This window comes from Arthrobacter sp. SO3, assembly GCF_020532825.1.
Classification (GTDB): Bacteria; Actinomycetota; Actinomycetes; order Actinomycetales; family Micrococcaceae; genus Arthrobacter.
The window spans coordinates 17,276-41,757 of the sequence record NZ_MQTS01000148.1 but is presented as its reverse complement, the minus strand read 5'-3'; the positions used below and the strand labels follow the sequence as shown (position 1 = coordinate 41,757).

Here is a 24,482-nt window from a genome sequence, read left to right as displayed (position 1 = left end):
CGATGAGCCCGAGGCACCGCGCACCGGTTGAGTCCCGCGTCTACGTCCCCGCCGCAGGCGAGGCGTCCGACGTCGAACTCATGCCGGCGGGCGATGTCACCGACGGCGTGGTGCGGGTCGGCGGCACCATCCGCCGCCCGCACCAGCCGCAGTCCCTGGCCGTCGCCGCTTACCTCGACTGGCTGGAAGACGCCGGTTTCGACGGGTCCCCGCGGTTCCTGGGCCGGGACGCGGAGGGCCGGGACGTGCTGACTTTCCTGCCCGGACGGTGCGCCGGGCCGGTCCCGGCGGCCTGGGTCCAGTCCGAGGAGCTCCTGGCCTCCGTGGCGGAGCTGCTGCGCCGGCTGCATGCGGCGTCGGCCGGGTTCGTGCCGGACGGTCACCCGTTCCCGCCGCGCCCGGTCCGCCAGGATCCGGCAGAGCTCGTCTGCCACCTGGACGTGACCCCGCAGAACGTGGTGGTCCGCGGGGGCCTTGCTGCCGGCGTGGTGGACTTCGACCTGGCCGGTCCCACAACGGCCTTCAAGGATTCCTTCAACACTGCGATGCACTGGGTTCCGCTCCGGGATCCGGCCGATGCGTGGCCCGGATGGGGGGCGGCCGACCCGTTCCGGCGGCTCCGGATCTTCGCCGACGCGTACGGCTGGGATGAAGGGGAACGACGGCGGCTGCCGGCTTTCGGGACCGAGGCCACGGCGCTGAGCTACGAGCGGATGCGGCACAACGCCCACGCGCTCGGCGGCGGCTGGGCCCGGATGTGGGACGACGGCGTGGGCCGCATGATCCGCCGCCGCGGCCTCTGGATCGAGGCCAATGCCGGCCGGCTGGTTGCGGCCCTGACCGGCTGACGGAGGACTCTAGGCCCCGTACCCCCGGTAGCTTGAGCTGCCGATGGCCAGCCCCAGCGCAATGATCACGATGACCAGTATGGTCAGCGCGATCCCCACATATCCCAGCACCAGGCCGGCAATGGCCATGCCCCGGCCCGACGGCTCGCGCTTGAGGGCCAGGTGCCCGAGAATGACCGCCGCGAGCTGCGGCAGGAGGAAGATGCCCAGGCCCACGAAGGCGGCGATGCCGCAGCACAGGCTGGCGATGCTCAGGCCCTTGGATTCCGGCGGCACACCGTAATAGCTCGGCTGCCCGTAGGCATTGAACGGACTGCCCGGCTGGCCATACTGCGGAGGCGCACCATAGGGCTGCTGGCCGAACGGCGGCTGTGGGGCCGCCCCGTAAGGCGTGCCATAGGGCGTGCCGTATGCATCGGCGGGCTGGCTGTAGCCGGGCGCGGGCTGGCCGTACTGCTCCCCGGATTGTCCCGGCGTATCGTTGGGCTGCTGACCGTAGCCTGGCTGTTCGATCTTCGCCGTCGCAGGCCACGAGGGAGCCTTCGGCGGTGCAGGAACGTCGGATTCCTGCGCAGGAATGTACGACGGCGGCTGGTAGCCCTCCGGCGTCCCGTCATGCTCCGGTTTCGGCTGGTCAGTCATGGTTTTCCCCCTCTGGACGTCTCTGGCTTCAGCCTACCGCCGTCCCGTTGCGCTGGGCAGGATATTTCCGCGTCATAGGGGCCGTAATCATGTTCCCTTCCCCGCCGGTCTGGCATGCTGGTGCCATGGCTAGCCGCGCGGGCACTGTTGCCCAACCCCAAGACCTTGTTGATCTCACTGCGCTCCTGGATGCGTACTACGACGTTTCCCCCGATCTGGGCGACCCCGGCCAACGGGTGGCCTTCGGCACCTCCGGGCACCGGGGCTCGAGCCTGAAGGCCTCCTTTAACGAACCCCACATCCTCGCCATCACCCAGGCGATTGTCGAGTACCGGGCCGGCCAAGGCATCACCGGGCCGCTGTACCTCGCCAAGGACACCCATGCGCTGAGCGAACCGGCCCAGAATTCCGCCCTCGAGGTCCTCGCGGCCAACGGCGTCAACGTGCTGATCGACGCCCGCCACGGCTACACCCCCACGCCGTCGCTCAGTCACGCCATCCTGACCCACAACAACAATTCCCCCGCCGGGGCTCCGCAGGCGGACGGCATCGTGGTGACTCCGAGCCACAACCCGCCCGGCGACGGCGGGTTCAAGTACAACCCCCCGCACGGCGGACCCGCTGACACGGACGCCACCGGATGGATTGCCAACCGCGCCAACGAACTGCTGGAGAACGGCCTGCGCGGGGTCAAGCGGATTCCCATTGCCGAGGCCCTCAGCGCCGGCACCACGGGCAAGTTCGACTTCCTCAGCAGCTACGTGGACGACCTCCCTTCCGTGCTGGACCTCAACGCGATCCGCGAGGCCGGCGTCAGGATCGGCGCCGACCCGATGGGCGGCGCGTCGGTGGACTACTGGGGCGAAATCGGCGAACGCCACCACCTCAACCTCACGGTGGTCAACCCCACCGTCGACCCGCAGTGGGCCTTCATGACCCTCGACTGGGACGAGAAGATCCGGATGGACTGCTCCTCGCCCTCGGCCATGGCCTCCCTGATCAACCGGATGTCGGCGGGTGCCGGTTTCGACGTCGCCACCGGCAACGACGCCGACGCCGACCGGCACGGGATCGTGACGCCGTTTATCGATGGGCAGGGCGGGCTGATGAACCCGAACCACTACCTCGCCGTCGCGATCGACTACCTCTACCGGCACCGGACCGGCTGGAACCCGCAGTCTGTGATCGGCAAGACCCTCGTTTCCTCGTCGATTATCGACCGCGTGGCCGAGAGCCTGGGCCGCAAGCTCGTGGAAGTGCCCGTGGGCTTCAAATGGTTCGTCCCGGGGCTGCTCTCCGGCGAGGGCGCCTTCGGCGGCGAGGAATCTGCCGGCGCCTCCTTTAACAAGATGGACGGCAGCGTCTGGACCACCGACAAGGACGGCATCCTGCTGGCCCTGCTGGCGTCGGAGATCACGGCGGTCACCGGCAAGTCACCCTCGCAGCTCTACAAGGGCCTCACGGATAAGTTCGGCGACCCGGTCTACGCCCGGATCGATGCAGCTGCCACCCGGGAGCAGAAAGCGGCCCTCGGCAAGCTCTCGCCGTCGGACGTCACCGCCACCGAACTTGCGGGCGAAACCATCACAGCCAAGCTGACCAAGGCGCCGGGCAACGGCGCAGCGATCGGCGGCCTCAAGGTGGTCACCGAGAACGCGTGGTTTGCGGCCCGCCCCTCCGGCACCGAGGACGTCTACAAGATCTATGCCGAGTCCTTCAAGGGAGCCGAGCACCTCAAGCAGGTGCAGGCCGAGGCCAAGGCGCTGGTGGACGGGGTCATTTCCTAGCTGCCCGGCACTGGGCCCGGACCGATCGGGCGCCCGCTCAGGCCGGCTCTTCCTCGAGGCTGCCGGCGAGCACCGAGCGGTTCCGGCCCAGGGTCTTGGCGCGGTAGAGCGCCGCGTCCGCGGAGGCGATCAGCGCCTCAAGATCCACACGTCCGGGCGCGGTCGAGGCGATGCCGTAGCTGGCGGTGGGCAGCCGCGGGATCACCGGCGACGACGAGGCGTGCAGCCGGGCGCTGATGTCCGCGGCGATTTCCCCCGCCCGCTCCGGGGTCACGCCCGGCAGGAGCATGATGAATTCTTCTCCGCCGTAGCGGCCCACCAGGTCGGTGGAACGGACCGTGGCGGCGCAGGCCTCCGCGAACGCCTGCAGCGCGGCGTCGCCGGCCGAGTGGCCAAACTCGTCGTTGATGCCCTTGAAATGGTCCAGGTCCGCCAGGATCAGCGACGCCGTGGTCCGGCCCCGGTTGAGGCGGCGCAGTTCGTCCTCGGCGAGGTCCAGGAATGCCGTGCGGTTCAGCAGGCCGGTGAGCCCGTCCACCGTTGCCCGGGCGCGGAGGTCCCGGGTCTGCTGTTCGTAACTCAGCTCCGCCATCGTGAAGGATGCCACCACCATGATCACGGCCGAAAAGACCGTCGTCGTCACGGAGCCGAAGACGGACTGGAATACCGGCCCGTCGCGTCCTTCCGCGAGAAAGAAGGCGAAGCGGCCCAGATAGAACCCGGCCAGGATGCCGGAGCCCACCCCCAGCGTGAGGTGAACGCGCGAAAAGTGCCGGTCCAGCAGGAACAGTTCCCGGCAGCCAAGGCCGATCAGCAAGCTCATGAAGCCCAGATAGGCGGGCGCGCCGGACCACACGTTGGTGGCCGGCTGGTCCAGGACCGACGCCACGGCCGTAATGGCCGGGGCCGCCGCGAGGTACCAGATTCTTGGACTGGCGGTCCGCAGTGACCGCGCCCCAGCCCAGATGCTGGCCGCACCCGCCACGAGAAGCACGTTCCCGAGCGGGTTGGACCAGACCTGGTGTGGTGTCCCGTCCAGCAGGTATGCCGCATTGCCGGACAGGAACAGCAGTAGGGCAAGGCACCACCAGCCGCTGTACGCCGAACGCGTCCGGCGGAACGTGATGAAGTAGAAGAGCAGTAGCAGCGTCAGATCGACGACGGCCAAGGCGACCCGCAGGGTTGCGGTGTCAAGCATCATGTAGTGGCCCCCCGGTCCGCTCGCAATAGCCCGATTTGCGCCGACTCCGCGCCGCAGGTGCCCCCAGTATTGCACCCCGTGGCAAAATATGTGACCACCGTCTCCGATATGACCCGCCCGGCACCCGGGGGTACCTGGGGATAACGCCCGCGGTCCTATTATGGACGCCCAAGGGCTCTGGATTGGCTCTGGGGTTATGGCCCCGGGGCGGACTAAGCTGGGAAGCGGCCCCGGATGCGGCCTTGCGCTCACCCGCAGAATAGCGTCCCGAGTGCCTCCGGCCTGTCCCCCATGGTGCCGGAGGCACCTCCGCGCCCGTGCAGTGCCGCAGGGCACCCCACCAGAACAGTCACCGAGCCACCCCACCGCGAGGGAACAGCGTCAGCGCGCGCCTTTCCGTTCGGCAGATTTCGGTTGGGCCGATTTCGCCTAGACCGTGCGGACGACGTCCTCGTAGGCGAACTTCGGCTTCGCGGCACCCCACGCGTCGGCCGCGGGCTGGCCGATGTTGACCACGAGGAAGCTCTTCTGGCCGCCGTCGGGGAAGAAGGCCTCGTCGATCGCGCTGAAGTCCGCGCCCGTCATCGGTCCGGCGGACAGGCCAAGGGACCGGACGGCGAGGATGAAGTAGCCAGCCTGCAGATGGGCGTTGTTGTTGCCGGTGGCCGCGGCGAGCTCCGGGGCGGCGTCGTACATGGCCTTCGGCGCGTTATAGCCGGGCAGGAAGTTGTCCCACTGCTCCTGCCAGGACGTGTCGTAGCTGAGGACGGCGACGAGCGGTGCGGTGGCGGTCTTGGCGCGGTTGCCGTTGGCGAGGGTTCCGACCAGGGTGGCGCGGGCTTCCTCGGAACGGACGTAGGTCACGCGCAACGGCTGCGAGTTGAACGCGGTGGGGCCGAACTTGGTGAGTTCGTAGATGGCCCGGGCCTGCTCGTCGGTGACTTCTCCGGTGAAGGTGTTGGGGGTGCGGGCCTCGGCAAAGATGGCGTCCACTGCGGCGGAGTCGATTACTGCTTCGTCATGGGCGATGGTCATGGGCATCCCTTTCGCTGGATGTGCCCGCCGGGCGGCGGCCACTGGGTGCTGTCCATAGTTGCAACTTCAACCTGCGCCTTCTGCTTCCCGGGACGCCGCGTGACGTGCCGCACAGGGGCGCCGCCGGCGAAGCATGCCGGAAACACCGGCGCGGTAAAGTTGCTCCGGAAGATTCCTTCCCGCCCCGCCACACATTCTCTGAAAGGCCCCGGCAATGAGCATGCTCGGTACCAAATGGAAGCTCCACGGCAACGGCAAGTCCATCCGCCCGGGCGAAGTCGTGAAGCCGGATGAGCGCCTTGCCTGGCCGCTGACCATTGGCGTCGGGATGCAGCACGTTGTCGCCATGTTCGGCGCCACCTTCCTGGTCCCGATCATCACGGGCATGCCGCCGGCCACGACACTGTTCTTTTCCGGCATCGGCACCCTGCTCTTCCTCGTCATCACCAAGGGCCAGGTGCCGAGCTACCTGGGCTCCAGCTTCGCGTTCATCGCGCCGATCATGGCCTCGCAGCAGCAGTACGGCATCCCCGGTGCGCTCGGCGGCGTGGTGCTGGCCGGCGTCGGGCTGGCGATCATCGGCGCGGTGGTGCAGAAGTTCGGTGCCGGCTGGATCAACCGCCTGATGCCGCCCATCGTGACCGGCGCCATCGTCGGGCTGATCGGCCTCAACCTCGCGCCCGCAGCGAGGAACAACTTCGACGCCGCCCCGGTCACGGCCCTCATCACCCTGGCCACGATCATCGTCACCAGCGTCTTCTTCCGCGGCATCCTGGGCCGGCTGAGCATCCTGGTCGGCGTCGTGCTGGGCTATGCCGTGGCGATGATCCGCGGCGAAGTGGACTTCACCAAGGTCGACTCCGCTGCCTGGGTGGGCCTGCCGTTCTTCCAGACCCCCGAGTTCCACCTCGGCGTCGTTGGCCTGTTCGTGCCGGTGGTGCTGGTGCTGGTAGCGGAGAACATCGGCCACGTAAAGTCTGTGTCCGCCATGACCGGCCAGAACCTTGACGGCGTCTCCGGTCGCGCACTGATGGCCGACGGCGCCGCTACCGTGCTTGCCGGCATGGGCGGCGGCTCCGGCACCACGACCTACGCCGAAAACATCGGCGTTATGGCCGCCACGAAGGTTTATTCGACGGCGGCCTACTGGGTCGCCGGTATCTTCGCCGTGGCGCTGAGCTTCTCGCCGAAATTCGGCGAACTGATCGCCACTGTCCCGGCCGGCGTCCTGGGCGGCGCCGCGACGATGCTGTACGGCATGATCGGCGTGCTCGGCGTCAAGATCTGGGTGCAGAACAAGGTGAACTTCGCGAACCCAATCAACCTGACGACGGCCGCCGTGGCGTTGATCGTCGGCATCGCCGACTACACCTGGACCATCGGCGACCTGAAGTTCACCGGCATCGCCCTCGGCTCCGCAGCGGCCCTGGTGATCTACCACGGCATGAAGGCGATCGCGAAGGCCCGCGGCACCGTCGCCGAGCCGGAGACGGAAGGCCCCGTGGCAGCCGCCGCGGCCGCCGCCACCGCCGTGCGGCGTGCGCCGAAGAAGCGCCGCTAGAACCCCTGGCGCCAGGCCGCCGCAGCCGGGAACCGCGCACCAATACGGTGCGCGGTTCCCGGCCTTCGCCGTTCGAAGGCTTTCGCTGGCCGGGGTTTAGCCGGCGTCGAAGGCTTCCTCGTCGTCGCTGTCCTTGTCCTTGGGAGCCTTGTCCTCGGGCAGATCCGTTCCCGATCCGTCGGGCAGCCCGGCCGCGTCCTGGCCGGGCTCTGAGGAGAACGGCCGCCCGGCGTCGGGCTCTTCGGTGTTGCTCTCGTCCATCTCTGCCTCCGAGGACGGCATGGCCGCCTCTGAATTCTCCGAGGCGTCGGCGTCGTAGCCGGGGGTGGTACTGGCGTTTTCTGAACTCATTTGTTCCTCCGTTCCTCCGAAGCGTCCTGCTCCGGGTTCTCCTGCACTGTCCTGGTCTTCGGCGCCGAACTGGCTCAGGTCCGGCGTCCCGGCCGGGTAAGTCTCCCCGTCCGGGCTGTCCTGGCTGAGTCCTGCGGCGTCGAACGCTTCTTCCTCGCGGGGCTGCGCGAACTTCTTGGTGTCACCGGGGGGCAGTTCCTGCTCCGCCGTCGGCGTTCCGTAGCCGCCGGCTTCCTCGATGGGTTCCTGCTGTTTCTCCTGGGTCATACCGTTCCTCCCGTGCTGGAAATGGACGATCGAAGGGCATCTTCCCTGGCCGCGGGCAGTGCCCCGGGCCCTTGAAGCTGTCCCCCGTGAAGTAAACAGTTCCACCCTACCGGGACATTCATCAGCAGCCTTAGTATCGGCTTGAATTTCGCAACACTCAAGCCTAAGTTGAGTGTTAACTGCCCCCGCAGTCTGTTCCGCATCCACCCGGAGGCGCCCCGTGACCGATCCAGAGCCAGTGTCCGCCCCCGGGGGCCCCACCGGAACAACGGAATGAGTCCGCCGTCGAGACACTGGACCGCAACTGGATGGAACTGCTGCAGGAGCTGCGGGTGCTGCAGCCCGGGGTGCAGATCCTGGCGGGATTCCTGCTGACACTGCCCTTCCAGTCGAGGTTCGAGACGCTGGATGGTTTTCAGACCACCCTCTACCTTGCCAACGTGGCGAGGGCCGCCCTCGTGTCCAGCGCGGACAGGATCGCGAAGGTTGCCCTGGCCGGTATCGGGCTGCTCAGCGTCGGCACGTCCGCACTGGTCTCCGACGCCGCGGCGGGCCGGAGAGCGGGCCTGACGGCCGGTGCGGTGCTGCTGACGGTGCTGCTCATCCTGCTCGTCTACGTGCCGAGCAGGCTCCGCCGACAAGCCACCGAAAGGAAATGACATGACGAACACCGTGAGCCAAAAACCCAGCGAGCTGCGAGCCGCCTCTGGTTCGAGTCCTTCCAGAACTGGCAAAGCGAATTCCTCGCCGTCGCCGTGCTCGTTGGCGCTTCGGTGTAGCTGCGCGAGCGGGGATCGTCCGAATCCAAACCGGTCGCCGAGCCGCACTACGAGACGGGCGCGTGAGCGCTCCAGCCCCCTCAGGCCCCCTCGAGCACCTGGCTGGTGGCCCAGGCGAGGTACTTCGCGGCGTTTGCGACGGCGTCCTCCGGGCTTCCGGCCACGTCCAGCAGCTGCGCGGCGGCCACCACGCCGTGCTTGGCGAGGTCTTCCGGGCTGACCAGGATCCGTCCAGCGACCACAATCACCGGGATTCCAAGGCTCTGGGCCGCATCGGCGAGCGCAATCGGCGCCTTGCCGGTGAGCGACTGGGAATCCAGCGAGCCCTCGCCGGTGATCACGAGGTCTGCCTGCGCGAGCTTGGCGGCCAGGCCGGTGAGACCGGCGACCAGCTCGAAGCCGCCTTCCAGGGCGGCGTTGCTGAAGGCCAGGAACGCCGCCGGGAAGCCGCCGGCGGCCCCGGCCCCGGGAACGTTGACGTCCCGCCCGGTGGCCTGGCGCAGCACCGAGGCCCAGTTGCGCAGTCCCGCGTCGAGCAGCTCCACGGCGTCCTCATCGGCGCCTTTCTGCGGACCGAACACGTGGGCTGCCCCGTCGCTGCCCACGAGCGGGTTCTGCACGTCGACGGCGATGCGGAAGGTCACGACGCCCAGCCGGGGGTCGAGGCCGCTGACATCGAGCTGCACCACCTCGGCCAGCGATCCGCCACCGAGCGGCACCACGTTGCCCGCGGCGTCGAGCGGCTTGAGGCCGAGCGCGCGCAGTGCGCCGCTGCCGCCGTCGCTCATCGCCGAACCGCCCAGGCCCAGCACGATCTCCGTCGCGCCGGCGTCCAGGGCGGCCGCAATCAGCTGGCCGCAGCCGTAGCTGTGCGCCCGCAGGGCGTTGGCCGGGGTGGGATCCATGTGCGCCAGCCCGGAGGCCTGCGCGGTTTCGATCACGGCGGTGGCCCCGCCGAAGGCGTCCTTCCGGATCGCCCAGGCTGCGCCGACGGGGGCCAGGATGGGGCCGACGACGGCGTTCAGCCGCTCCTCGTAGCCGGCGGCCACGGCCGCCTCGAGGGTGCCTTCGCCGCCGTCGGCCACCGGAAACTGGATGGCTTCGGCGTCGGGATAGACGCGCAAGGCGCCTTCGGCGATGGCGGAAGCGGCTTCGGCGGCGGTCAGGGAGCCTTTGAACTTGTCCGGGGCGATCAGAATGCGCATGGGTCCATCCTGCCAGCCCCGGGACCCATGCCCGACGCCGGGACAACGGCGACAGGCCACGGCGTCGGGAGTAACGTGGCAGCCACAAAGAATCGACCCGGACACAGGGGGCAATGGTGAATGAAAACGGAAAGACGCGCCAGGGCCTGACCGGCCTGCCCGGCATGACCGAGCTCCTGCTCGTCCGGCACGGCGAGAGCCAGGGAAACGTGGCTGCCACGCTGGCGCACCGGTCCGGAGCCTACGTCATCAATGTTCCGGCCCGTGACGCCGACGTCGAACTGTCCGAGACCGGGCGCGAGCAGGCGCTGGCTCTGGGCCGCCTCCTCGCCGGGTTCGCCGAGGACCGGCGGGCCGCCGTCTGGTCCTCGCCCTATCTCCGGGCCCGGCAGACCGCGGAACTGGCCGTCAACACCGGGGGCTGGAAGACCCAGCCCGTGCTGGATGAACGATTGCGTGACCGCGAGCTCGGCATCCTGGACATGCTCACCTCCGCCGGTGTGGAGGCCCGGCTCCCCCAGGAAGCGGAGCGCCGGCGGTGGCTGGGCAAGTTCTACTAGCGCCCGCCCGGCGGCGAATCGTGGGCCGACGTCGTGCTGCGGCTGCGCTCCCTGATCGCCGACCTGGACCGCCTGTATTCCGGCCAGCGCGTGCTGCTGGTCAGCCACGACGCCGTCATCCTGCTGTTCCGCTACATCCTGGAAGGGCTGACGGAGCGCGAACTGCTGGACATTGCCGCCGCCTCCGCGATTCTGAATGCCTCCGTGACCCGGTTCGTCCGTCCGGGCGGCACCGGACCGTGGCAGCTGGAGAGCTACAACGTGGCAGACCACCTGACAAGCGAAGGGGTCCAAGTGACCGAACATGCCGGGGATACCAATGTCCACCCGCGGTGAAGCTGCCACTCCTGGGTCCGGGCGGGAGCCCGGCCGCCCGGAGCCCGTCACACCGACCCTGCTGCGGGACTGGCCGTTGCCCGGCGGCGGCTCCGGCAAGGACGACCGCGGATCGGTGCTGGTGATCGGCGGGGCGCGGATGACGCCGGGCGCCGCGCTGCTCGCCGGGGTGGCCGCGCTGCGCTCCGGCGCCGGCCGTCTCACCCTGGCCGTGGCGGAATCCGTCGCCGTGCAGCTGGCGGTCGCGGTGCCCGAGGCGGGCGTGCTCAGGCTGCCGGAAACCGCCTCGGGCACGGTCAAGGGCTCTTCGGCAGCCGCCGTCCTCGTCTCAGCGGTCGAAGCCGCGGACGCGGTCCTGATCGGACCGGGCCTCGACGACAAGGACGAGGCCACTGCGTTGCTCCGCGGACTCCTCAAGGTGCCGGCGGGGAATCAACCGCCGGCCATCATCCTCGAAGCCTTTGCCCTGGGCAGCCTGCCCGACCTGACCGGGGAGCTGGGCCCCTGGGCGGGCCGGCTGATCCGGACCCCGAATGTCACCGAGGCGGGCATTGTGCTGGGGCGCGACGCCGGACACTGACCCGTGACGTACCGGAGCTCGCGGAGATGTACGGCGCGGTGGTGAGCTGCCAGGGTGTGATCGCGCGGCCGGTAGCGGCAGGCCGCGGCACGGATTCCGCGGCGAGGGACCCTGACGGCGCCGGGGGCCGAGCTTCGCGGTGGGAAATCACCACCGGACACAGCGGCCTGGGCACTTCGGGTTCCGGAGATGTGCTGTCCGGGACGATTGCCGGGCTGCGGGCGCGGGGAGCCTCGGACGCGCAGGCCGCCTGCCGGGGAACCCATCTGCATGCGGCCGCCGGGGACCGGCTCGCGAGCCGGCTGGGCAGTCTCGGCTACCTCGCCCGCGAACTTACGGAGGAATTGCCGCCCCTGATGATGGAGCTCAGTTCCTGACCCGGCCCTGGCCGGGTGTCATCCTCTCCAGCCGCCGCGTTCCTGCAGGACTTCCTTGAGCAGGTCCGCGCGGTCGGTGACGATTCCATCGACCCCGAGGTCCAGCAGCCGGTGCATTTCCGTGGGTTCGTTGATGGTCCAGACGTGCACCTGCAGGCCGTGCCGGTGGGCGCGCCGGAGGAAACCGGGGGTCACCACGGTCACGGCACCGTAGCTGACGGGAACCTGCAGCGCGTGGACGCCGCGCAGCGCACGTCCTGCGGTGAGGCGCAGCAGGGCCGCCGGGAGCACCGGGCCCAGCAGGACAAAGAGGGCATTGGACACGATTCCGGCGGAGCTGGCGGCGGGGCGGCTCAGCTGGTCCAGCACGGCACGCCGCCGGCGGTCCGAGAAGCTGGCAATCAGCACGCGGTCGTGCAGTCCGTGGCGTTCGATCGCAGCGACCAAGGGCGCCACCGAGTTCCAGTCCTTGACGTCGAGGTTGATCCGGACATCCGGGAAGGTGGTGGCGAGTTCCTCGAACAGCGGGATGGGCTCCGCGCCGCCGATCCGTGCCAGTGCCACGGTCTCCGCCGGAAGTTCGGAGATCCGGCCGCGGCCATCCGTGACGCGGTCCAGGGTTTCGTCGTGGAAGAGCAGCAGGACGCCGTCGGCGGTGGTGTGCACATCGGTCTCCAGGTGCCGGAACCCCAGTTCGACGGCGGCGCGGAACGCCGCCATGGAGTTCTCGAGGCCGTCCAGGGAGAAGCCGCGGTGGGCCATGGCCACGGGACGTTCCGGGCCGTCACCGGCGGCGAAGAAGGGGTGCGGGGTGCTCACTCTTGAAGCCTAGCCCAGCCGAGCCGGCGGCTCCGGATCAGTTCGTGGGCGGGAGGATCTCCACGCCGTCGCTGCAGTGCAAAAGGGTGCGTCCGCGGCCGCCGTCGAGATGCACCCACACGGCAGTGTGGTCCGCCGTGACGGCGTCCACCTGGCCTTCGGTTTCGTAGCCGGGCGCCAGCCGGATGCTGACGCGGTCGCCCTGCTGCAGGCTCTTCCAGTGGGCGTCCGGCGCCACCCGGCGCAGGGGGGTATCGTCCGTGTTTTGCGTGCGGTACTTAGCCATAATTTCCCACCGTCAGTCAGCTGATCCGTCGTGAAATTCCAGCGTAGGACGACAAGGTGAACGCCAGTTGACCGTGAGCTGGTAGTCCGGTGTCTGCGCCGGGAACCGCCGCAGGCCGTGTTGCGGGTCCGTGGCGTGGGCGCGCCTGGTCAATCAGGGGCGGGCGGATCAGCCAGATCAGGGGCGGGGCAGCCGGACACCCAGGGCTGCGAGCTTGGCCTCGAGGACCTGGGCGACGCCGTCGTCGTCGAAGTGCGGCGCCTGCTGCCCGGCGGCGAGGATGGCCTCGGGGTGTCCGCTGGCCATCGCGTAGCCGTCGCCGGCCCAGCGCAGCATCTCGATGTCATTGGGCATGTCCCCGAAAGCCACCACATCGGCGGAGTCGACGCCCAGGCCTGCCGCGTATTCGGCGAGCGTGACAGCCTTGTTGACCCCTGGCAGGGACAGTTCCAGGAGGGCGATGTTCGGCGCGGAGTGGGTTGCCGCGGCGAGGTGGGCGACGGCCGGCGTGACTTCGGCCAGGAACTCGTCAGCCGAACCCTCCCGGACCACAGCCAGGAACTTCACCACGGAATCGGCCGCAGTGAGGGTGGTGTCCAGCGGCGCGGGGGTGAACTCGGTGAGCAACCTGCTGGAGCCGTTCTCGATGAACCCGGGTTCCAGATGGAAGCCGGTCAGGGTCTCGGCGGCGAACAGTGCGGACGGGCGCAGCCGCTGGATGATGCGGCGGGCCTCGAAGACGGCGTCGAGCTGCAGGGCCCGGGCCGAGACCATGCGGTCCGCCTCCAGGTCCCAGACGACGGCGCCGTTGGAGCAGATGACGGTGCCGGTGTGGCCCAACTGCTCCTGGAGGGGGTGCAGCCAGCGCGGCGGCCGACCCGTGACGAATACCAATTCGATCCCGGCGTCCCGGCAGGCGTGGAACGCACGGACGGTCCGGTCACTGATTTTGCCGTCGTGGCCGAGGATCGTTCCGTCAATGTCACTTGCTACCAGCCGCATACTGCCAGTCTACTGGGGCGGCAGCGGGGCGGGTTCCGGTGCGGCTGCCCCCGGCGACGGCCCGCAGTTAGTGGCGTTCGTAGATGCCGGTCAGGCTCGCCGTGGCCAGGGTGTGCGGGGCGAGCTTGGCCTCCAGCTTCGCCGGGTGGGCTCCGGCGTCCAGCCCGGAGTGCGCGACGTCAAGGGCGTGGACCGTGACGATGTACCGGTGCGGGCCGTGGCCCTTGGGCGGAGCCGCCCCCAGGTAGCCGGTGGCGCCGCCGTCGTTCTTCAGCTGGAAGGCGCCGGGTGGCAGATATCCGGTCTGGCGCGACCCCGCCCCGGCGGGCAGGGACGCGGCGTCGGCGGGGAGGTCGAGCACGGCCCAGTGCCAGAAGCCGCCGCGGCCCGGGGCGTCGGGGTCGAACATGGTGACGGCGTAACCCCGGGTTCCGGCCGGGGCCCCGGTCCAGCTCAGCTGCGGGGACTCGTCCTTGGCCCCCGCCCCGGTCGAGGCGCCGCGCTGGGCCGGCGGCAGGGTCTGCCCGTCCTGGAATGACTCACTGCTGACGCGGAACGAGGGGGCATCGTGGTGTGTCATGGCTGCCTTTCAGTTGCTGGGGAGTTCTGCACTTTCGGGGTCGCGGCCCACGGCTTCCGTCGGGTGCGGGGCCTGCGCGCCCAGCTCCATCCGGTTCAGTTCGGCACGGGTGGGCGGGTTGGCGCCGGCCCGGGAAACGGTGACCGCGGCGGCCCAGGCGGCATGGGCCAGGAGTGCGCGGAGGCTTTCGGCGGAGAGCCCACGCAGATCCTTGCGGTTCTGCGCCCCGTCCAGGCCCAGGTCCACGATTGCGGAAAGCAGGGCCGCCATGAAGGAATCGCCCGCGCCGACGGTGTCCGCCACTTTCACGGACGGCGCCGGGAAATGCGCTTCGCCGGCGGCATTCACCCCCCAGGGACCCTGGGCGCCACGGGTGACCACCACCATGGCGGGGCCTTCCGAGCCGCCGAGCGAAAGCCAGCGCCGGGCCGAATCCAGCGGATCCTCGCCGGGGTACAGCCACTGGAGATCCTCATCCGAGGCCTTGACCACGTCGGCCAAGGTGACGAACTTTTCTGCCTGCGCGCGCGCGTAATCGACGTCGGTGATGATGCTGGGCCGGCAGTTGGGATCGAAGCTGATGGTCGCCAAAGGATGGGCATGCTCGACGGCGCTGAGCACCTCGGCGGCCCCGGGCGCCAGCATCGTGGCAATCGAGCCGGTGTGCAGCAGGGTCGTTGCCTGCAGCATGAACGGCAGCCGGTCCGCGAGCCCGGGGAGCTGCCAGGCGAGGTCGAAGGTGTAGCTGGCGGCGCCGTCGTCGTCGATCAGGGCGGTGGCGACGGAGGTGGGGATCTCGTCCGGGCCCAGCGGGAGCAGCACCGAACTGGACTTCAGGTGGGCCGCCACCGATTCACCGTAGGCGTCGCGGCCATAGCGGCCGATGAACTGCACCGGGTGGTCCAGCCGGGCCAGGCCCACGGCGACGTTAAGGGGGCTTCCGCCGACATGGGCCTGGATACCGGAGGAACGCTGGACGACATCGACCAGGCCCTCGCCAATAACTGTGAGCATGCTCATACTCTGCCAGAGAACGCGGCCCGGCGCCCCAGTGTTTCGGAGCGGGGGTGTTTGGTTCAAGACGGGGCGGCCAATCGGCAGATCGATGCGATCGTGCTCCAGCTCGGCGTCACGGATGTGGCCGCAAGCAAGAAGTTCTATCTCAACCACGGTCTGGCAGTAGCCAAGAGTTATGGAACCAGATAGGTCGAGTTCGACACCTCTCCAGCTGACGCTCAACAAACGGCAGCGATGCGGGCGCCTTCACCGACTCAGACGGATTCGTCCGGGAAGCACCGGTGGACTGAGGGGTGCTTCCGTGGATCTCTTCGTATCCGCCGCAGGCCAGGCTCCGCTCGAATGCTGACATTTCTGGCCGATGCCCTGATGCCGGCCGGCGCCAGCCGAACTGAATGCAACTCGTTCTGGTGCTAGCGGCTGATAGCGGATCGGCTTGCGGGCGCGACTTCGGACTCACCACGTTAGGATGTCGTGTCCGGCCCGGTGGCATCCCTGCCACGACGCATCACACGGGGCTCGTCAGACCGGAGACACCCTTAAATTCATTACCCTTCCCAACCAGGCGAGGATCGTTTCCAGGCTTTCGGGGTCGAGATGTGTGTCCGGTTCGTTGTATCCGTTCCCTGGTGACGCGGCCACCTCCGCCGGGCTGCGGGTATCTTCCTTGAACACGTGATTCGCGTTGGGCGGGAATGCGAACGTCACGTTCGTCATCCCGGCGGCGGATTCCTGGAGAGGGCCCCCGTCGGCGTGCAGATCGATCTGCACGTCTCTCCCGCCGACCAATACCAGGGTGGGGATCTGCACTTTCCTGAGCGAGTCGCAGGTGGACTCGACCCACAGCTCACGGGCGAGCGGCAGATTCGCCGGAGCCTCGAAGCTCGCGAGCACCATCTTCACGCTGTCGGGCAAGCCAGGATCGGGATTCATCGGCTGTCCGGCCGCGTAACGCGCAGCGGCTTCCTCGACCTTGGGCATCAGCTCGGCTCCACCGGGGACCTGGGCGGACTGAAGCGCCAATTGGGACAGCAGCACGGCCTGTATCGGGCGTCCGGGGGTGCGGCGAGCACGATCCCGACGAAGGGAATTTCCTGGGTACTGGTGGCGTAATGGAGCACATGGAGGGCGCCCTCGCTGTTGCCGAGCCCTGCAATCCTGGAGGAGTCAATGTAGTCCAACCCGGCGAGCACTTGAACGGCCGAGACCAGCTCATCCAGATGCGACTGCATGCTGAGTTTTCCGATGAGCTTCCGGACGTTCTCCATCGCGTGCGGGCCGGTCACCCGCTTGTCATAGCGCAGGGATGCGATACCGGCACGGGCGAACTCCTCCGCGAAGAGCCGCCCGCTACCGTTCGTGCCGGGAAGCAGCGGCGAACACCAATCCCGGTCAGTAGGGCCGCTGCCTGCGACGAGGACCACCGCCGGGAACGGCCCGTCGCCGTCGGGCCGGACAACGGTCCCCTCCATGTTGAGGCCATCCAGCTGCCAGGACACGTCACCAGAGTTCGCCATGCTCACAGTTTCACAGCGAACCACGAACAGGACAACCGTTCCCATCCTCCACTGCGGCCGAGGCGCGGTGACGAACCTAACCCGCCAACACCAATACACCCACTCAGCCCAACGGGCACCTGTGTTCCGGTGGATGCCCAAGGCTCTGCACGACTCGGAATTCGAATACCCCTGTTTCATCAGCTGGACATCTCTCGGCCGCCTCTCCACCAAGCCAGCAGGCCCCCATCTCCGCCAACGGCCCGCCGAACCTCCTACAACCACACCACCTTCAGCCAAGCGAGGTTCGTTAGAATCCGGCTGTTCCCACCAGCGGTTTTGGCGGCTCCGCCGACGAGGCGACGGACGGAGGCGTACTGGTGATGGGTGAGGCCGAGGGTGTCGCCGGCGCCGACGAGGTCCGCGCGTCCGACCGAGCCATATAGCAGGCTTCCGCCGGAGAAGACCGCCTGCTGGGCGCCATCGTCGACGATGAAGGACAGGTGGGTCTGGGTGTGGGTGTGGCCCGGTGTGGCGACGGCCTGCCGGGTGTGCCACGATCGGCCGCAAGGCCGTCAGCTGCGCACACCTTAATCACCAAACCCCCTGGGGTATGAACGCAAGCCTGATCCCGTGGCGAAAACCGGCGCCGCCGGCCACGGCTGTGGTGCCAACCGGCTACCGGGCCGTGCCGTCCTGCTGGTAGACGTCCGGAATCCCGTCATGGTCCGAGTCGACTTTCTCCGCCTCTTCGGCCTGCCGGTACTGCCGGTTCCGTGTCCTCAGCACCAGCGTGGCGAGCAGTGCCGCCAGCATGGAGGCCGCGAGGATGCCCACCTTGGCGTGGTCGTCATGGATGCTGCCCTGGCCGAAGCTCAGCTCCGCCACCAGAAGCGAGACTGTGAAGCCGATGCCGGCCAGCAGGGACACTCCGAAGACGTCGATCCATTTGAAGCTGGTGTCGAGCCGGGCCTTGGTGACCTTGGTGAGCAGCCAGGTGGTGCCCATGATGCCGATCGGCTTGCCAAGGACCAGCGCCACGATGATGCCGACAGCCACCGGGTCCGCCAATGCCGAGGCCAGCCCGTCCCAGCCGCCCACGGCCACACCCGCGGAGAAAAACGCGAAGATCGGGACGGCGACGCCGGCCGAGATCGGGCGGAACCGGTGTTCGAAGATCTCCGCGAGGCCGGGTCCGGCCGCCGGGCCGCCGCTGGCCTGGGAGCGCAGGACCGGAATGGCAATCCCGAGCAGTACTCCTGCCACGGTCGCATGGATGCCGGAGGCATGGACCAGGGCCCAGGTGGCGGCACCCAGCGGCAGGAGAATCAGCCACGCGGCGGCGGTCTTCATCCCGAAGAAGCGCCGGTATTTGTGCGCCAGGTAGGTGTAAAGGGCCAGGGGAACCAAGGCCAGCAGCAGCGGCAGCGGCTGGAGGTCACTGGTGTAGAAGACGGCGATGATGGTGATGGCGATCAGGTCGTCCACCACGGCAAGGGTCAGCAGGAAGATCCGCAGGGCGCTGGGCAGATGCGAGCCGATGATGGCGAGCACGGCGACGGCGAAGGCGATGTCGGTGGCGGTGGGGATGGCCCAGCCGCGCAGGGTTTCCGGGCTTGCGAGGTTGACGACGGCGTAGATTACGGCCGGGATGGCGACGCCTCCCACGGCGGCAGCGACCGGAACGATCGATTTGTCCAGCTGCCGCAGGTCGCCGGCGATGAACTCACGCTTGAGTTCGAGTCCGACCAGGAAGAAGAAGATCGCCAGCAGCCCGTCGGCTGCCCAGGCGCCCAGACTCAGTTCCAGGTGCCAGGGTTCGTAGCCGAACTTGAAGTCCCGCAGGGCGAAGTAGCTCTCGGAGATTGGTGAGTTGGCCCAGATCAGGGCGATGACGGCGGCGGAAACCAGGAGGGCGCCGCCGACTGTCTCTTTGCGGAGGATCTCGCCGATCCGGAGGGATTCGGCGTAGCTGCCGCGGCCAAAGATGGTCAAGCGCGGCCGGGGGGGTGTGGGGGTGGGGCCCATGCGGGAGTCCTAAAAGTTGGGTCGACGAAACTATGCCGACCAGACTTCCCGGCGCACCTGCACCCCAGTCTAGCGGGTCAGGACATCGTGCTGAACCGTTCGGCCTTGGTCTTGCTGCCCTGAACGATGATCTGGTCGTCGTCGTAGAGCACCGTTTGCGCCGTCGTATGGCCCCATTTTCCGCCAGGCCGTTTGACCGCGACAATGGTGACGCCGTACTTGTCCCGAAGGCCGAGCACGCCCAGGGGCCGGTCGCGGATGCCGGAGGGCGGGCTGGTTCGGATCATCACGAAGTCGTCCTCGAATTCGACATAGTCAAGAATCGAGCCGAGGACCAGGTGCGCCACGCGCTTGCCCATGTCGTGTTCCGGCCGGATGACGTGTTCGACGCCGAGCTGGGCGAGGATCTCGGCGTGCGGTTCGCTGATGGCCTTCGCCCAGATCTGCGGACGCTGGAATTTGAGGATCCGGGAGGTCGTGAGGATGCTGGCTTCGATATCCGAGCCGATCCCCACCACCGCCCGGTCGAATTCATGGACCGAGAGCTGGCGCAGCACCTCCTCCTTGGTGGAATCGGCCCGGACCACGTGTGTGAGGCGCCCGTTGAAGGACTGGACGATTTCCTCGTTGGCGTCGATGCCGAGCACCTCGGTACCTTGCGCCTCCAACTCCAGGGCCAGCGAGCCGCCAAAGCGACCCAGGCCGATGACCACCACCGAGGACGCCTTGTCACTGGCCGTGGCGGAGTGGGACGAGAAGATGTTCCTAGCCAATGAGGGGCCTTTCCTTGGGGTACTCGTAAAGCATGGGTCGTTCGCGCAGAGCCAGGGCCGCGCCGAGCGTCACCGGTCCAAGTCTCCCGACGAACATCAGCAGGATCAGCACGAGCTGACCCGCAGGAGGGATCGCGGCGGTGATGCCGGTGGACAGCCCGACTGTGGCGAAGGCCGATATGACCTCGAGCAGGATTCTTTCCTGCCCGAAGTCGGTGATCAGCATCAGGAACATCGTCGAACCGGTGACGAGGGCAATCGCCAGGAGGACCACGGTGATCGCCTGGCGGTGCACCGCCCTGGACAGCCGCTTGCCGAAGATGTTCACGGCCGTTCCACCCTGGAGTTCGGTGCTGAGAATGAAGAACAGGACGGCGAAGGTGGTGATTTTCAGTCCACCGGCGGTACCGGCCGGGCCGCCGCCGATGAACATCAGGATGTCCATGCCCAGCCAGGACACGGGATTCATCTGGGCGATGTCGACGCTGTTGAAGCCCGCGGTGCGGGTGATGGCGGACTGGAAGAAGCCGGCCAGCACCCGATCGGCAGGGCTGAGTCCGCCAAGGGTGGCCGGGTTGGCCCATTCGACGGCGGTGAGGAACACTGTTCCGCCGGCCAGGAGAATGGCTGAGCCCACCAGGACGAGTTTCGTGTTCATGCTCCAGTGGATGGGACGCCGGAATTGCCGGCCCAGTTCGAAGAGGACCGGGAATCCGAGACCGCCGATGATCACGGCCGCGGATATCGGCAGGCAGATCCAAGGGTCGCCGACGAACCCCATCAGGTTGTCCGAATAGAGGGCAAAGCCGGCGTTGTTAAAGGCCGAGATGGAGTGGAACACCCCGTGCCAGACGGCGTCACCCGGCGGATAGCCGTACCCGGCCATGAAGTGGATCGTGAGAATCAGCGCCAGCGCCGCTTCCACGATGAGGCTGATGAGCAGGACTCCGACCAGCACCTGGCGGACGTCCCCGAAACCGCTGCTCTTGGTCTCGGCGGCGGCAGAAATCCTGGACCTCAGGCCCAGCCGGCGGGCGGTGAGGACCCCGAGCAGCGTGCCGAAGGACATCACGCCGAAGCCACCGATCTGGATCAGTACCAGGATGACCACCTGGCCGAACCCACTCCAGAAAACAGGTGTGTCCACAGTGATCAGGCCGGTAACGCAGACGGCGGAGGTGGCCGTGAACAGCGCGTCCAGCGGGCTGGCGCCGCCGCCGTCGGCCGTGGCCACAGGGAGCAACAGCAGTCCCGTGCCGGCGGCGACTGCCCCGGCGAAGCCGAGGACGATGACCTGGGCCGGGTGGTGCGGCGCGAAGGCCCGGATGAACCTGGTGAAGCCCGCCGCCAGGGCGCGCAGGATCGCGGGAGCTTCGACTTGCATAGGGCTCACGCTATCACCGGGCGGCGGCTGCGCCGGATGGAACTCAGCCGAGCAGGAGTTGCACGAGTTCGCGGCACTTCCGGTACGCGGCAGCCTTCGGATCGATCAGCGCGAAGTGATCGCCCGGGACCTTCAGGAGCTGGACCGGGGCGCCGGCAGTCTTGGCCGCCGCGGCGTAGGAGTCAGACTGGCTCACGGGGACCGTGTCATCGTCTGTGCCGTGGACGGCATAGACGGGGACCGTCAGCGGCACCGCGCTCATCGGGTCCGCATATTTATGCCGTTTCGGGTACTTTTCGGAGGAGCCGCCCAGCAGGTTGCTGACCGCGCCGTTGCTGAGGTTCAGCCGTTCGGCCTCCGCGAGGTTGAGCACCCCGGACTGGCTGACGACGCCGGTGAGGTGCAGCGCGCCGTCGTCGGCCCGGCGGAGCAGCTGGCGGTCCGCGTCCGGTGCGCCGAGCTGGGCAAGGCGGCGTCGTCCCGCAGCCCACACCGCAAGGTGGCCGCCGGCCGAGTGTCCCAGCGCCACGACCCGCTCCAGCCCGACGCCGTGTTCACCGGCAATGTCGCCGAGCTTGTCGATGCCGGCGAGCACGTCGGCGAACGTGTGGGGCCAGCCGCCGCCGTTGCCGGCGCGGCGGTATTCCAGGTTCCAGGCTGCCATGCCGTGCGCTGCGAGGTCCTTGGCCAGGGGTTCGCCGAGTTCCGCGCCGTACTGCGAGCGCCAGTAGCCGCCGTGGATCACCACAACCACACCCTGGGTTGCGGCGGCATCCGGCAGGAAGAGCTCGCCCCATTGGCTGGGGTCATCGCCGTAGCTGTACCTATGCCGCTTCACAGTGTCCTCCTTGGGGCCCGGTGAACAGGCGGCGGAGACTGCCCCCAGAGTCACCGTCGCTGCGGCCGCGATCAAAGCCCGACGCCGCACATCAGCCATGTGCCGAGCCTACCTTGAGCGCCGCGCGGCACGGCGTAAGGCGGCCCGCCGCGGGGGTGTCAGCCCGCCGCCGTCGTACCCCGGCCGTAAGCTGGAAGCATGGCGAGCAACTGGGATCGGCTGGACCCTAACCTGCGCGAATCTGTGCAGGACAACGTGGAACTCTACGAGCGGGTGCGCCCTGCCCTGAAGCTGGTCACCCGCGAGGTCCTGCTGACGCTGCGGACCATGCTCAAGGGCACCGAGGTGACGCCGCTGTTCGTCACGGGCCGGACCAAGACAGTCGAATCGTTCCGCGAGAAGATCTCCCGCATTGAGGAGCCGCTGGAACCGGGCGGTCCGCCGGTGCTGAAGTTCCCGGACCCGTTCCGGACCCTGAATGACATGGTAGGCATCCGCGTGATCACGAAGCTGCCGGCGGAAAACGCGGTGGTGGCCAACCTGATCAAGCGCCAGCGCCACCTCTTTGACTGCCGTGGTGACCGTGAGAAGGACATCGGCTCCATCGAGTCGGGAACCTACGGCTATTCCAGCCGCCACCTGATCCTCCGGACCATCCAGAACGACGCCGTCAAGGAGTACCAGCAGGCGTTCAACCCGGAAGTCCCGCCGAACGGCAGCTACTTCTTCGAATGCCAGATCCGCACCGTGTTCGCGCACGCCTGGAGCGAGATCGAGCACGACATCCGCTTCAAGGCCGAGGACCCGCGCGCCTGGACCCCGCACTTCGACCGGCAGTTCACCGCCACCGCGGCCATGCTGGAAACCGTGGAGGGTGCGTTCGCTGACCTGCATGAACGCTACGAAGAGGTCCGCAGCTATTGGGACATGGACGGCGAAGGCGCCGCCCAGCTGACTCCGAACCGGATCCGCGACGTCTGGCGCACGCTGCTGCCGCACGTGGACCGGAAGGTCGACGACGACTGGGGCTGGGCCGCCGAGCTGATGGCCGCCCACGGCCTCAACCAGACCATGCAACTGGCCGGGCTGCTCAGCGCCAACCGGATCACCGAGGTCCGCAAGGCCCTGGACCACCGCTACTCCCCCGGCCCGGACCGGCTCCTGGATGATCTGCTGCTCTGGCAGTACGGCACGAAACACATCGACCTCACCGCCGAACCGGCCGACGCCGTCCCGCACCCGCGGCGCGACAGCCTCCAGCGACGGCTCAAACAGATCGAGCGCTACCGCCTGACTCAGGGGTAGGGCCGCGGATGGGTGAGCCTAGAGCTCGGTTGGCTCCAGCCGCTCCTCGACCACTCCAGCGGCCGGGGCGCCGGCCTGGACCAGCGCGACCCGGTAGGCGGCTTTGCCTGGCGATTCCGTGACCGCCTCGACCAGTTCCGTCCCGCGGTAAAGCAGGCCCACGCCGTCGTCGGTGCAGTGCGTCTCGCCCAAGGTTCCGTCAGCCACCAGACGGTGCACGAGAGGCCGGCGCGCCGGTTCGGAGTCGTAATGGACCCCGTTGTCGAAGGGAAGCAGTCCCAGTCCGTTGTTCACCGCGCGGAGTTCAGGGCCAAACGAATCGGTCGTCCCGCCGTTGAACCAGCAGATCGAACCGGCCGAAACACCGGCCAGCACCACTCCTGCCTCCCAGACCCGCCGGAAGATCGAGTCCAGCTCATGGGCGCGCCAGACGGCCAGAAGGTTGACCACCGAGCCGCCGTTGACCCAGACGACGTCCTGGCCCAACAGGTACTCCTCGACGTTGTCGACGTTGGGCATCGTGAACAGGTTCAGGTGGCTGAGCTGGAAGCCGGCGACGTTCCCCGCTTCGCTGACCTCGTTGTTGAACCACCGCTGATCGCCGCTGGCCGTGCCGACGTGGGCGACCTTGGGCGCCCTTCCGGCGACACCGGACAAGTCCACCGCGTAGTGGACCAGCTTGTTAAATTCCAGGCGTGTCCGCGCCCCCGGTTTGTAGCCCCCGGAGGTTGCAAGAATTGTCGGGCGCTCGGCGGCCATGGTTCTCCTTCTACGGGAAGTGAGGTCTAGCTTTTGAGACTACCTATGCCCGCGGAATTTCCAAGCCGCCGGCAAGTCAGCAGCTGGCGCGGCGCTATTGCGTCCTCGAGGCGGGAATTTCCGAACGCTAGCAGAATTCGGGCGCGCTCAGAATTTGGCGCGTCGCAGTGCGGTTGGCGCGTCACGGTGCGGCCGGCGCGTCGCAGTGCGGTTGGCGCGTCACGCCTCCGGGTTTCGGAACCGGGCGACGTATTTCCGCTGCCACGGAGTCTCGACGGCGCCCCGGCGGTAGCGTGCGCGCACGAAGGCCACGGCCTCCGCAGGCGGGACGCCGTCCAGGACCGCCAGGCAGGCAAGGGCGGTGCCGGTCCTGCCACGGCCGGCCCAGCAGGCAACTTCAACCCGCTCGGTCTCGGCACGGCGCAGGGCCTCCATCAGCGCGTCCAGGGTATCGGCGTCGTCGGCCGGCACGCGCAGGTCCTGCCAGCGGACCCAGCGGGAATCCCAGCCCACCGGGGCCGGGCGCTTCCCCAGCAGGTACAGGCCGAACTCGGGCCGCGGCCCGGCGGGAAGTGGCCTGAGCAACGCGCGCCCGCGGATGAGCAGGCCGGACGGAAGTTCAAGGATTCCCGTCTGGCCCGGGTCCCAGGTCTGCGTCATGTTCCC

Annotated in this window: 25 protein-coding genes and 3 pseudogenes; 9 read left to right on the top strand and 19 right to left on the bottom strand. The window is 68.2% G+C overall.

What is annotated here, in order from left to right; all coding sequences use genetic code 11:
* The first annotated feature begins 2 nt into the window (after positions 1-2).
* Complete coding sequence (locus tag BJQ90_RS22550; protein ID WP_264197288.1) at positions 3-848, top strand: aminoglycoside phosphotransferase family protein; 846 nt, start codon at positions 3-5, stop codon at positions 846-848.
* Positions 849-857: 9 nt separating this feature from the next.
* On the opposite strand, the gene BJQ90_RS14005 is transcribed toward BJQ90_RS22550, so the two are convergent.
* Positions 858-1,490, bottom strand: a complete 633-nt coding sequence (locus BJQ90_RS14005) for a DUF4190 domain-containing protein (RefSeq protein ID WP_226760858.1) — start codon at positions 1,488-1,490, stop codon at positions 858-860.
* 125 nt (positions 1,491-1,615) lie between these two features.
* Between BJQ90_RS14005 and pgm the strand changes: the two genes are divergently transcribed.
* The gene (pgm, locus tag BJQ90_RS14000) at positions 1,616-3,277 is read left to right on the top strand and encodes a phosphoglucomutase (alpha-D-glucose-1,6-bisphosphate-dependent) (RefSeq protein ID WP_226760857.1); all 1,662 of its coding nucleotides are present in this window, start codon (positions 1,616-1,618) and stop codon (positions 3,275-3,277) included.
* Positions 3,278-3,314: 37 nt separating this feature from the next.
* Here pgm and BJQ90_RS13995 read toward each other — a convergent pair whose 3' ends face one another.
* Together BJQ90_RS13995 and BJQ90_RS13990 are read right to left on the bottom strand one after the other, a co-directional pair.
* Positions 3,315-4,478, bottom strand: a complete 1,164-nt coding sequence (locus BJQ90_RS13995; protein ID WP_226760856.1) for a GGDEF domain-containing protein — start codon at positions 4,476-4,478, stop codon at positions 3,315-3,317.
* Between the two features lie 429 nt (positions 4,479-4,907).
* A complete protein-coding gene (locus BJQ90_RS13990; protein WP_226760855.1) occupies positions 4,908-5,513 on the bottom strand; it encodes a malonic semialdehyde reductase in 606 nt (201 codons plus the stop codon).
* Between the two features lie 214 nt (positions 5,514-5,727).
* Here BJQ90_RS13990 and BJQ90_RS13985 point away from each other — a divergent pair, with 214 nt between their 5' ends.
* Positions 5,728-7,074 (top strand): uracil-xanthine permease family protein, encoded by a 1,347-nt coding sequence (locus BJQ90_RS13985; protein ID WP_226760854.1) that lies wholly within the window; start codon positions 5,728-5,730, stop codon positions 7,072-7,074.
* Between the two features lie 96 nt (positions 7,075-7,170).
* Here the strand turns inward: BJQ90_RS13985 and BJQ90_RS13980 are convergent, their stop codons facing one another.
* Complete coding sequence (locus BJQ90_RS13980; protein ID WP_226760853.1) at positions 7,171-7,692, bottom strand: hypothetical protein; 522 nt, start codon at positions 7,690-7,692, stop codon at positions 7,171-7,173.
* A 227-nt stretch (positions 7,693-7,919) separates the two neighbouring features.
* Between BJQ90_RS13980 and BJQ90_RS13975 the strand changes: the two genes are divergently transcribed.
* Positions 7,920-8,351, top strand: coding sequence for a DUF6328 family protein (locus BJQ90_RS13975; RefSeq protein WP_226760884.1), 432 nt, complete (start codon positions 7,920-7,922; stop codon positions 8,349-8,351).
* Between the two features lie 48 nt (positions 8,352-8,399).
* A pseudogene (locus BJQ90_RS22915) lies at positions 8,400-8,471 on the top strand (DUF6766 family protein); the annotation flags it as partial.
* A gap of 80 nt (positions 8,472-8,551) precedes the next feature.
* Here BJQ90_RS22915 and BJQ90_RS13970 read toward each other — a convergent pair.
* Positions 8,552-9,676: a glycerate kinase gene (locus BJQ90_RS13970; protein ID WP_226760852.1), complete on the bottom strand. Its 1,125-nt coding sequence runs from the start codon at positions 9,674-9,676 to the stop codon at positions 8,552-8,554.
* 113 nt (positions 9,677-9,789) lie between these two features.
* Here BJQ90_RS13970 and BJQ90_RS13965 point away from each other — a divergent pair.
* The 3 genes and pseudogenes from BJQ90_RS13965 (at position 9,790) to BJQ90_RS22755 (ending at position 11,529) form a co-directional block, all read left to right on the top strand.
* Positions 9,790-10,572 (top strand): annotated as a pseudogene (locus tag BJQ90_RS13965) (histidine phosphatase family protein).
* Positions 10,556-11,152: an NAD(P)H-hydrate dehydratase gene (locus BJQ90_RS22760; protein WP_319004638.1), complete on the top strand. Its 597-nt coding sequence runs from the start codon at positions 10,556-10,558 to the stop codon at positions 11,150-11,152. Before BJQ90_RS13965 ends, BJQ90_RS22760 begins: the two are co-directional and overlap by 17 nt.
* Before the next feature lie 41 nt (positions 11,153-11,193).
* Positions 11,194-11,529, top strand: coding sequence for an NAD(P)H-hydrate dehydratase (locus tag BJQ90_RS22755; protein ID WP_319004637.1), 336 nt, complete (start codon positions 11,194-11,196; stop codon positions 11,527-11,529).
* A gap of 18 nt (positions 11,530-11,547) precedes the next feature.
* Here BJQ90_RS22755 and BJQ90_RS13955 read toward each other — a convergent pair whose 3' ends face one another.
* From BJQ90_RS13955 to BJQ90_RS13900, 12 genes and pseudogenes are all read right to left on the bottom strand, one after another.
* Positions 11,548-12,291 (bottom strand): glycerophosphodiester phosphodiesterase, encoded by a 744-nt coding sequence (locus BJQ90_RS13955; RefSeq protein WP_264197294.1) that lies wholly within the window; start codon positions 12,289-12,291, stop codon positions 11,548-11,550.
* 94 nt (positions 12,292-12,385) lie between these two features.
* Positions 12,386-12,634, bottom strand: coding sequence for a hypothetical protein (locus BJQ90_RS13950; protein WP_226760850.1), 249 nt, complete (start codon positions 12,632-12,634; stop codon positions 12,386-12,388).
* Between the two features lie 177 nt (positions 12,635-12,811).
* Positions 12,812-13,636: an HAD family hydrolase gene (locus tag BJQ90_RS13945; RefSeq protein ID WP_226760849.1), complete on the bottom strand. Its 825-nt coding sequence runs from the start codon at positions 13,634-13,636 to the stop codon at positions 12,812-12,814.
* A 67-nt stretch (positions 13,637-13,703) separates the two neighbouring features.
* Entirely contained in the window at positions 13,704-14,216 is a 513-nt protein-coding gene (locus BJQ90_RS13940; protein WP_226760848.1) for a YbhB/YbcL family Raf kinase inhibitor-like protein, read from the bottom strand.
* A 9-nt stretch (positions 14,217-14,225) separates the two neighbouring features.
* Positions 14,226-15,230: a PfkB family carbohydrate kinase gene (locus tag BJQ90_RS13935; protein ID WP_226760847.1), complete on the bottom strand. Its 1,005-nt coding sequence runs from the start codon at positions 15,228-15,230 to the stop codon at positions 14,226-14,228.
* Between the two features lie 525 nt (positions 15,231-15,755).
* Positions 15,756-16,214, bottom strand: a complete 459-nt coding sequence (locus tag BJQ90_RS13930) for a hypothetical protein (protein ID WP_226760846.1) — start codon at positions 16,212-16,214, stop codon at positions 15,756-15,758.
* Positions 16,214-16,750, bottom strand: a complete 537-nt coding sequence (locus BJQ90_RS13925; protein ID WP_226760845.1) for a dienelactone hydrolase family protein — start codon at positions 16,748-16,750, stop codon at positions 16,214-16,216. The genes BJQ90_RS13930 and BJQ90_RS13925 overlap by 1 nt, the downstream gene beginning before the upstream one ends.
* A 311-nt stretch (positions 16,751-17,061) precedes the next feature.
* Positions 17,062-17,274 (bottom strand): annotated as a pseudogene (locus tag BJQ90_RS13920) (MBL fold metallo-hydrolase); the annotation flags it as partial.
* 133 nt (positions 17,275-17,407) lie between these two features.
* The gene (nhaA, locus tag BJQ90_RS13915) at positions 17,408-18,757 is read right to left on the bottom strand and encodes a Na+/H+ antiporter NhaA (RefSeq protein WP_226760844.1); all 1,350 of its coding nucleotides are present in this window, start codon (positions 18,755-18,757) and stop codon (positions 17,408-17,410) included.
* A gap of 77 nt (positions 18,758-18,834) precedes the next feature.
* Positions 18,835-19,530, bottom strand: coding sequence for a potassium channel family protein (locus tag BJQ90_RS13910; protein WP_226760843.1), 696 nt, complete (start codon positions 19,528-19,530; stop codon positions 18,835-18,837).
* Positions 19,523-20,914, bottom strand: a complete 1,392-nt coding sequence (locus BJQ90_RS13905) for a TrkH family potassium uptake protein (RefSeq protein ID WP_226760842.1) — start codon at positions 20,912-20,914, stop codon at positions 19,523-19,525. The genes BJQ90_RS13910 and BJQ90_RS13905 overlap by 8 nt, the downstream gene beginning before the upstream one ends.
* 43 nt (positions 20,915-20,957) lie before the next feature.
* Entirely contained in the window at positions 20,958-21,752 is a 795-nt protein-coding gene (locus tag BJQ90_RS13900; RefSeq protein WP_226760883.1) for an alpha/beta hydrolase, read from the bottom strand.
* A 198-nt stretch (positions 21,753-21,950) separates the two neighbouring features.
* On the opposite strand from BJQ90_RS13900, the gene BJQ90_RS13895 reads away from it, so the two are divergent.
* Positions 21,951-23,057, top strand: coding sequence for a GTP pyrophosphokinase family protein (locus BJQ90_RS13895; RefSeq protein WP_226760841.1), 1,107 nt, complete (start codon positions 21,951-21,953; stop codon positions 23,055-23,057).
* Between the two features lie 18 nt (positions 23,058-23,075).
* Here the strand turns inward: BJQ90_RS13895 and BJQ90_RS13890 are convergent, their stop codons facing one another.
* Both BJQ90_RS13890 and BJQ90_RS13885 read right to left on the bottom strand, forming a co-directional pair.
* On the bottom strand, positions 23,076-23,816 hold the full coding sequence (locus BJQ90_RS13890) for a peptidase E (protein ID WP_226760840.1): 741 nt from the start codon (positions 23,814-23,816) through the stop codon (positions 23,076-23,078).
* A gap of 219 nt (positions 23,817-24,035) precedes the next feature.
* Positions 24,036-24,476, bottom strand: coding sequence for a protein-tyrosine phosphatase family protein (locus BJQ90_RS13885; RefSeq protein ID WP_226760839.1), 441 nt, complete (start codon positions 24,474-24,476; stop codon positions 24,036-24,038).
* Positions 24,477-24,482 lie beyond the last annotated feature (6 nt).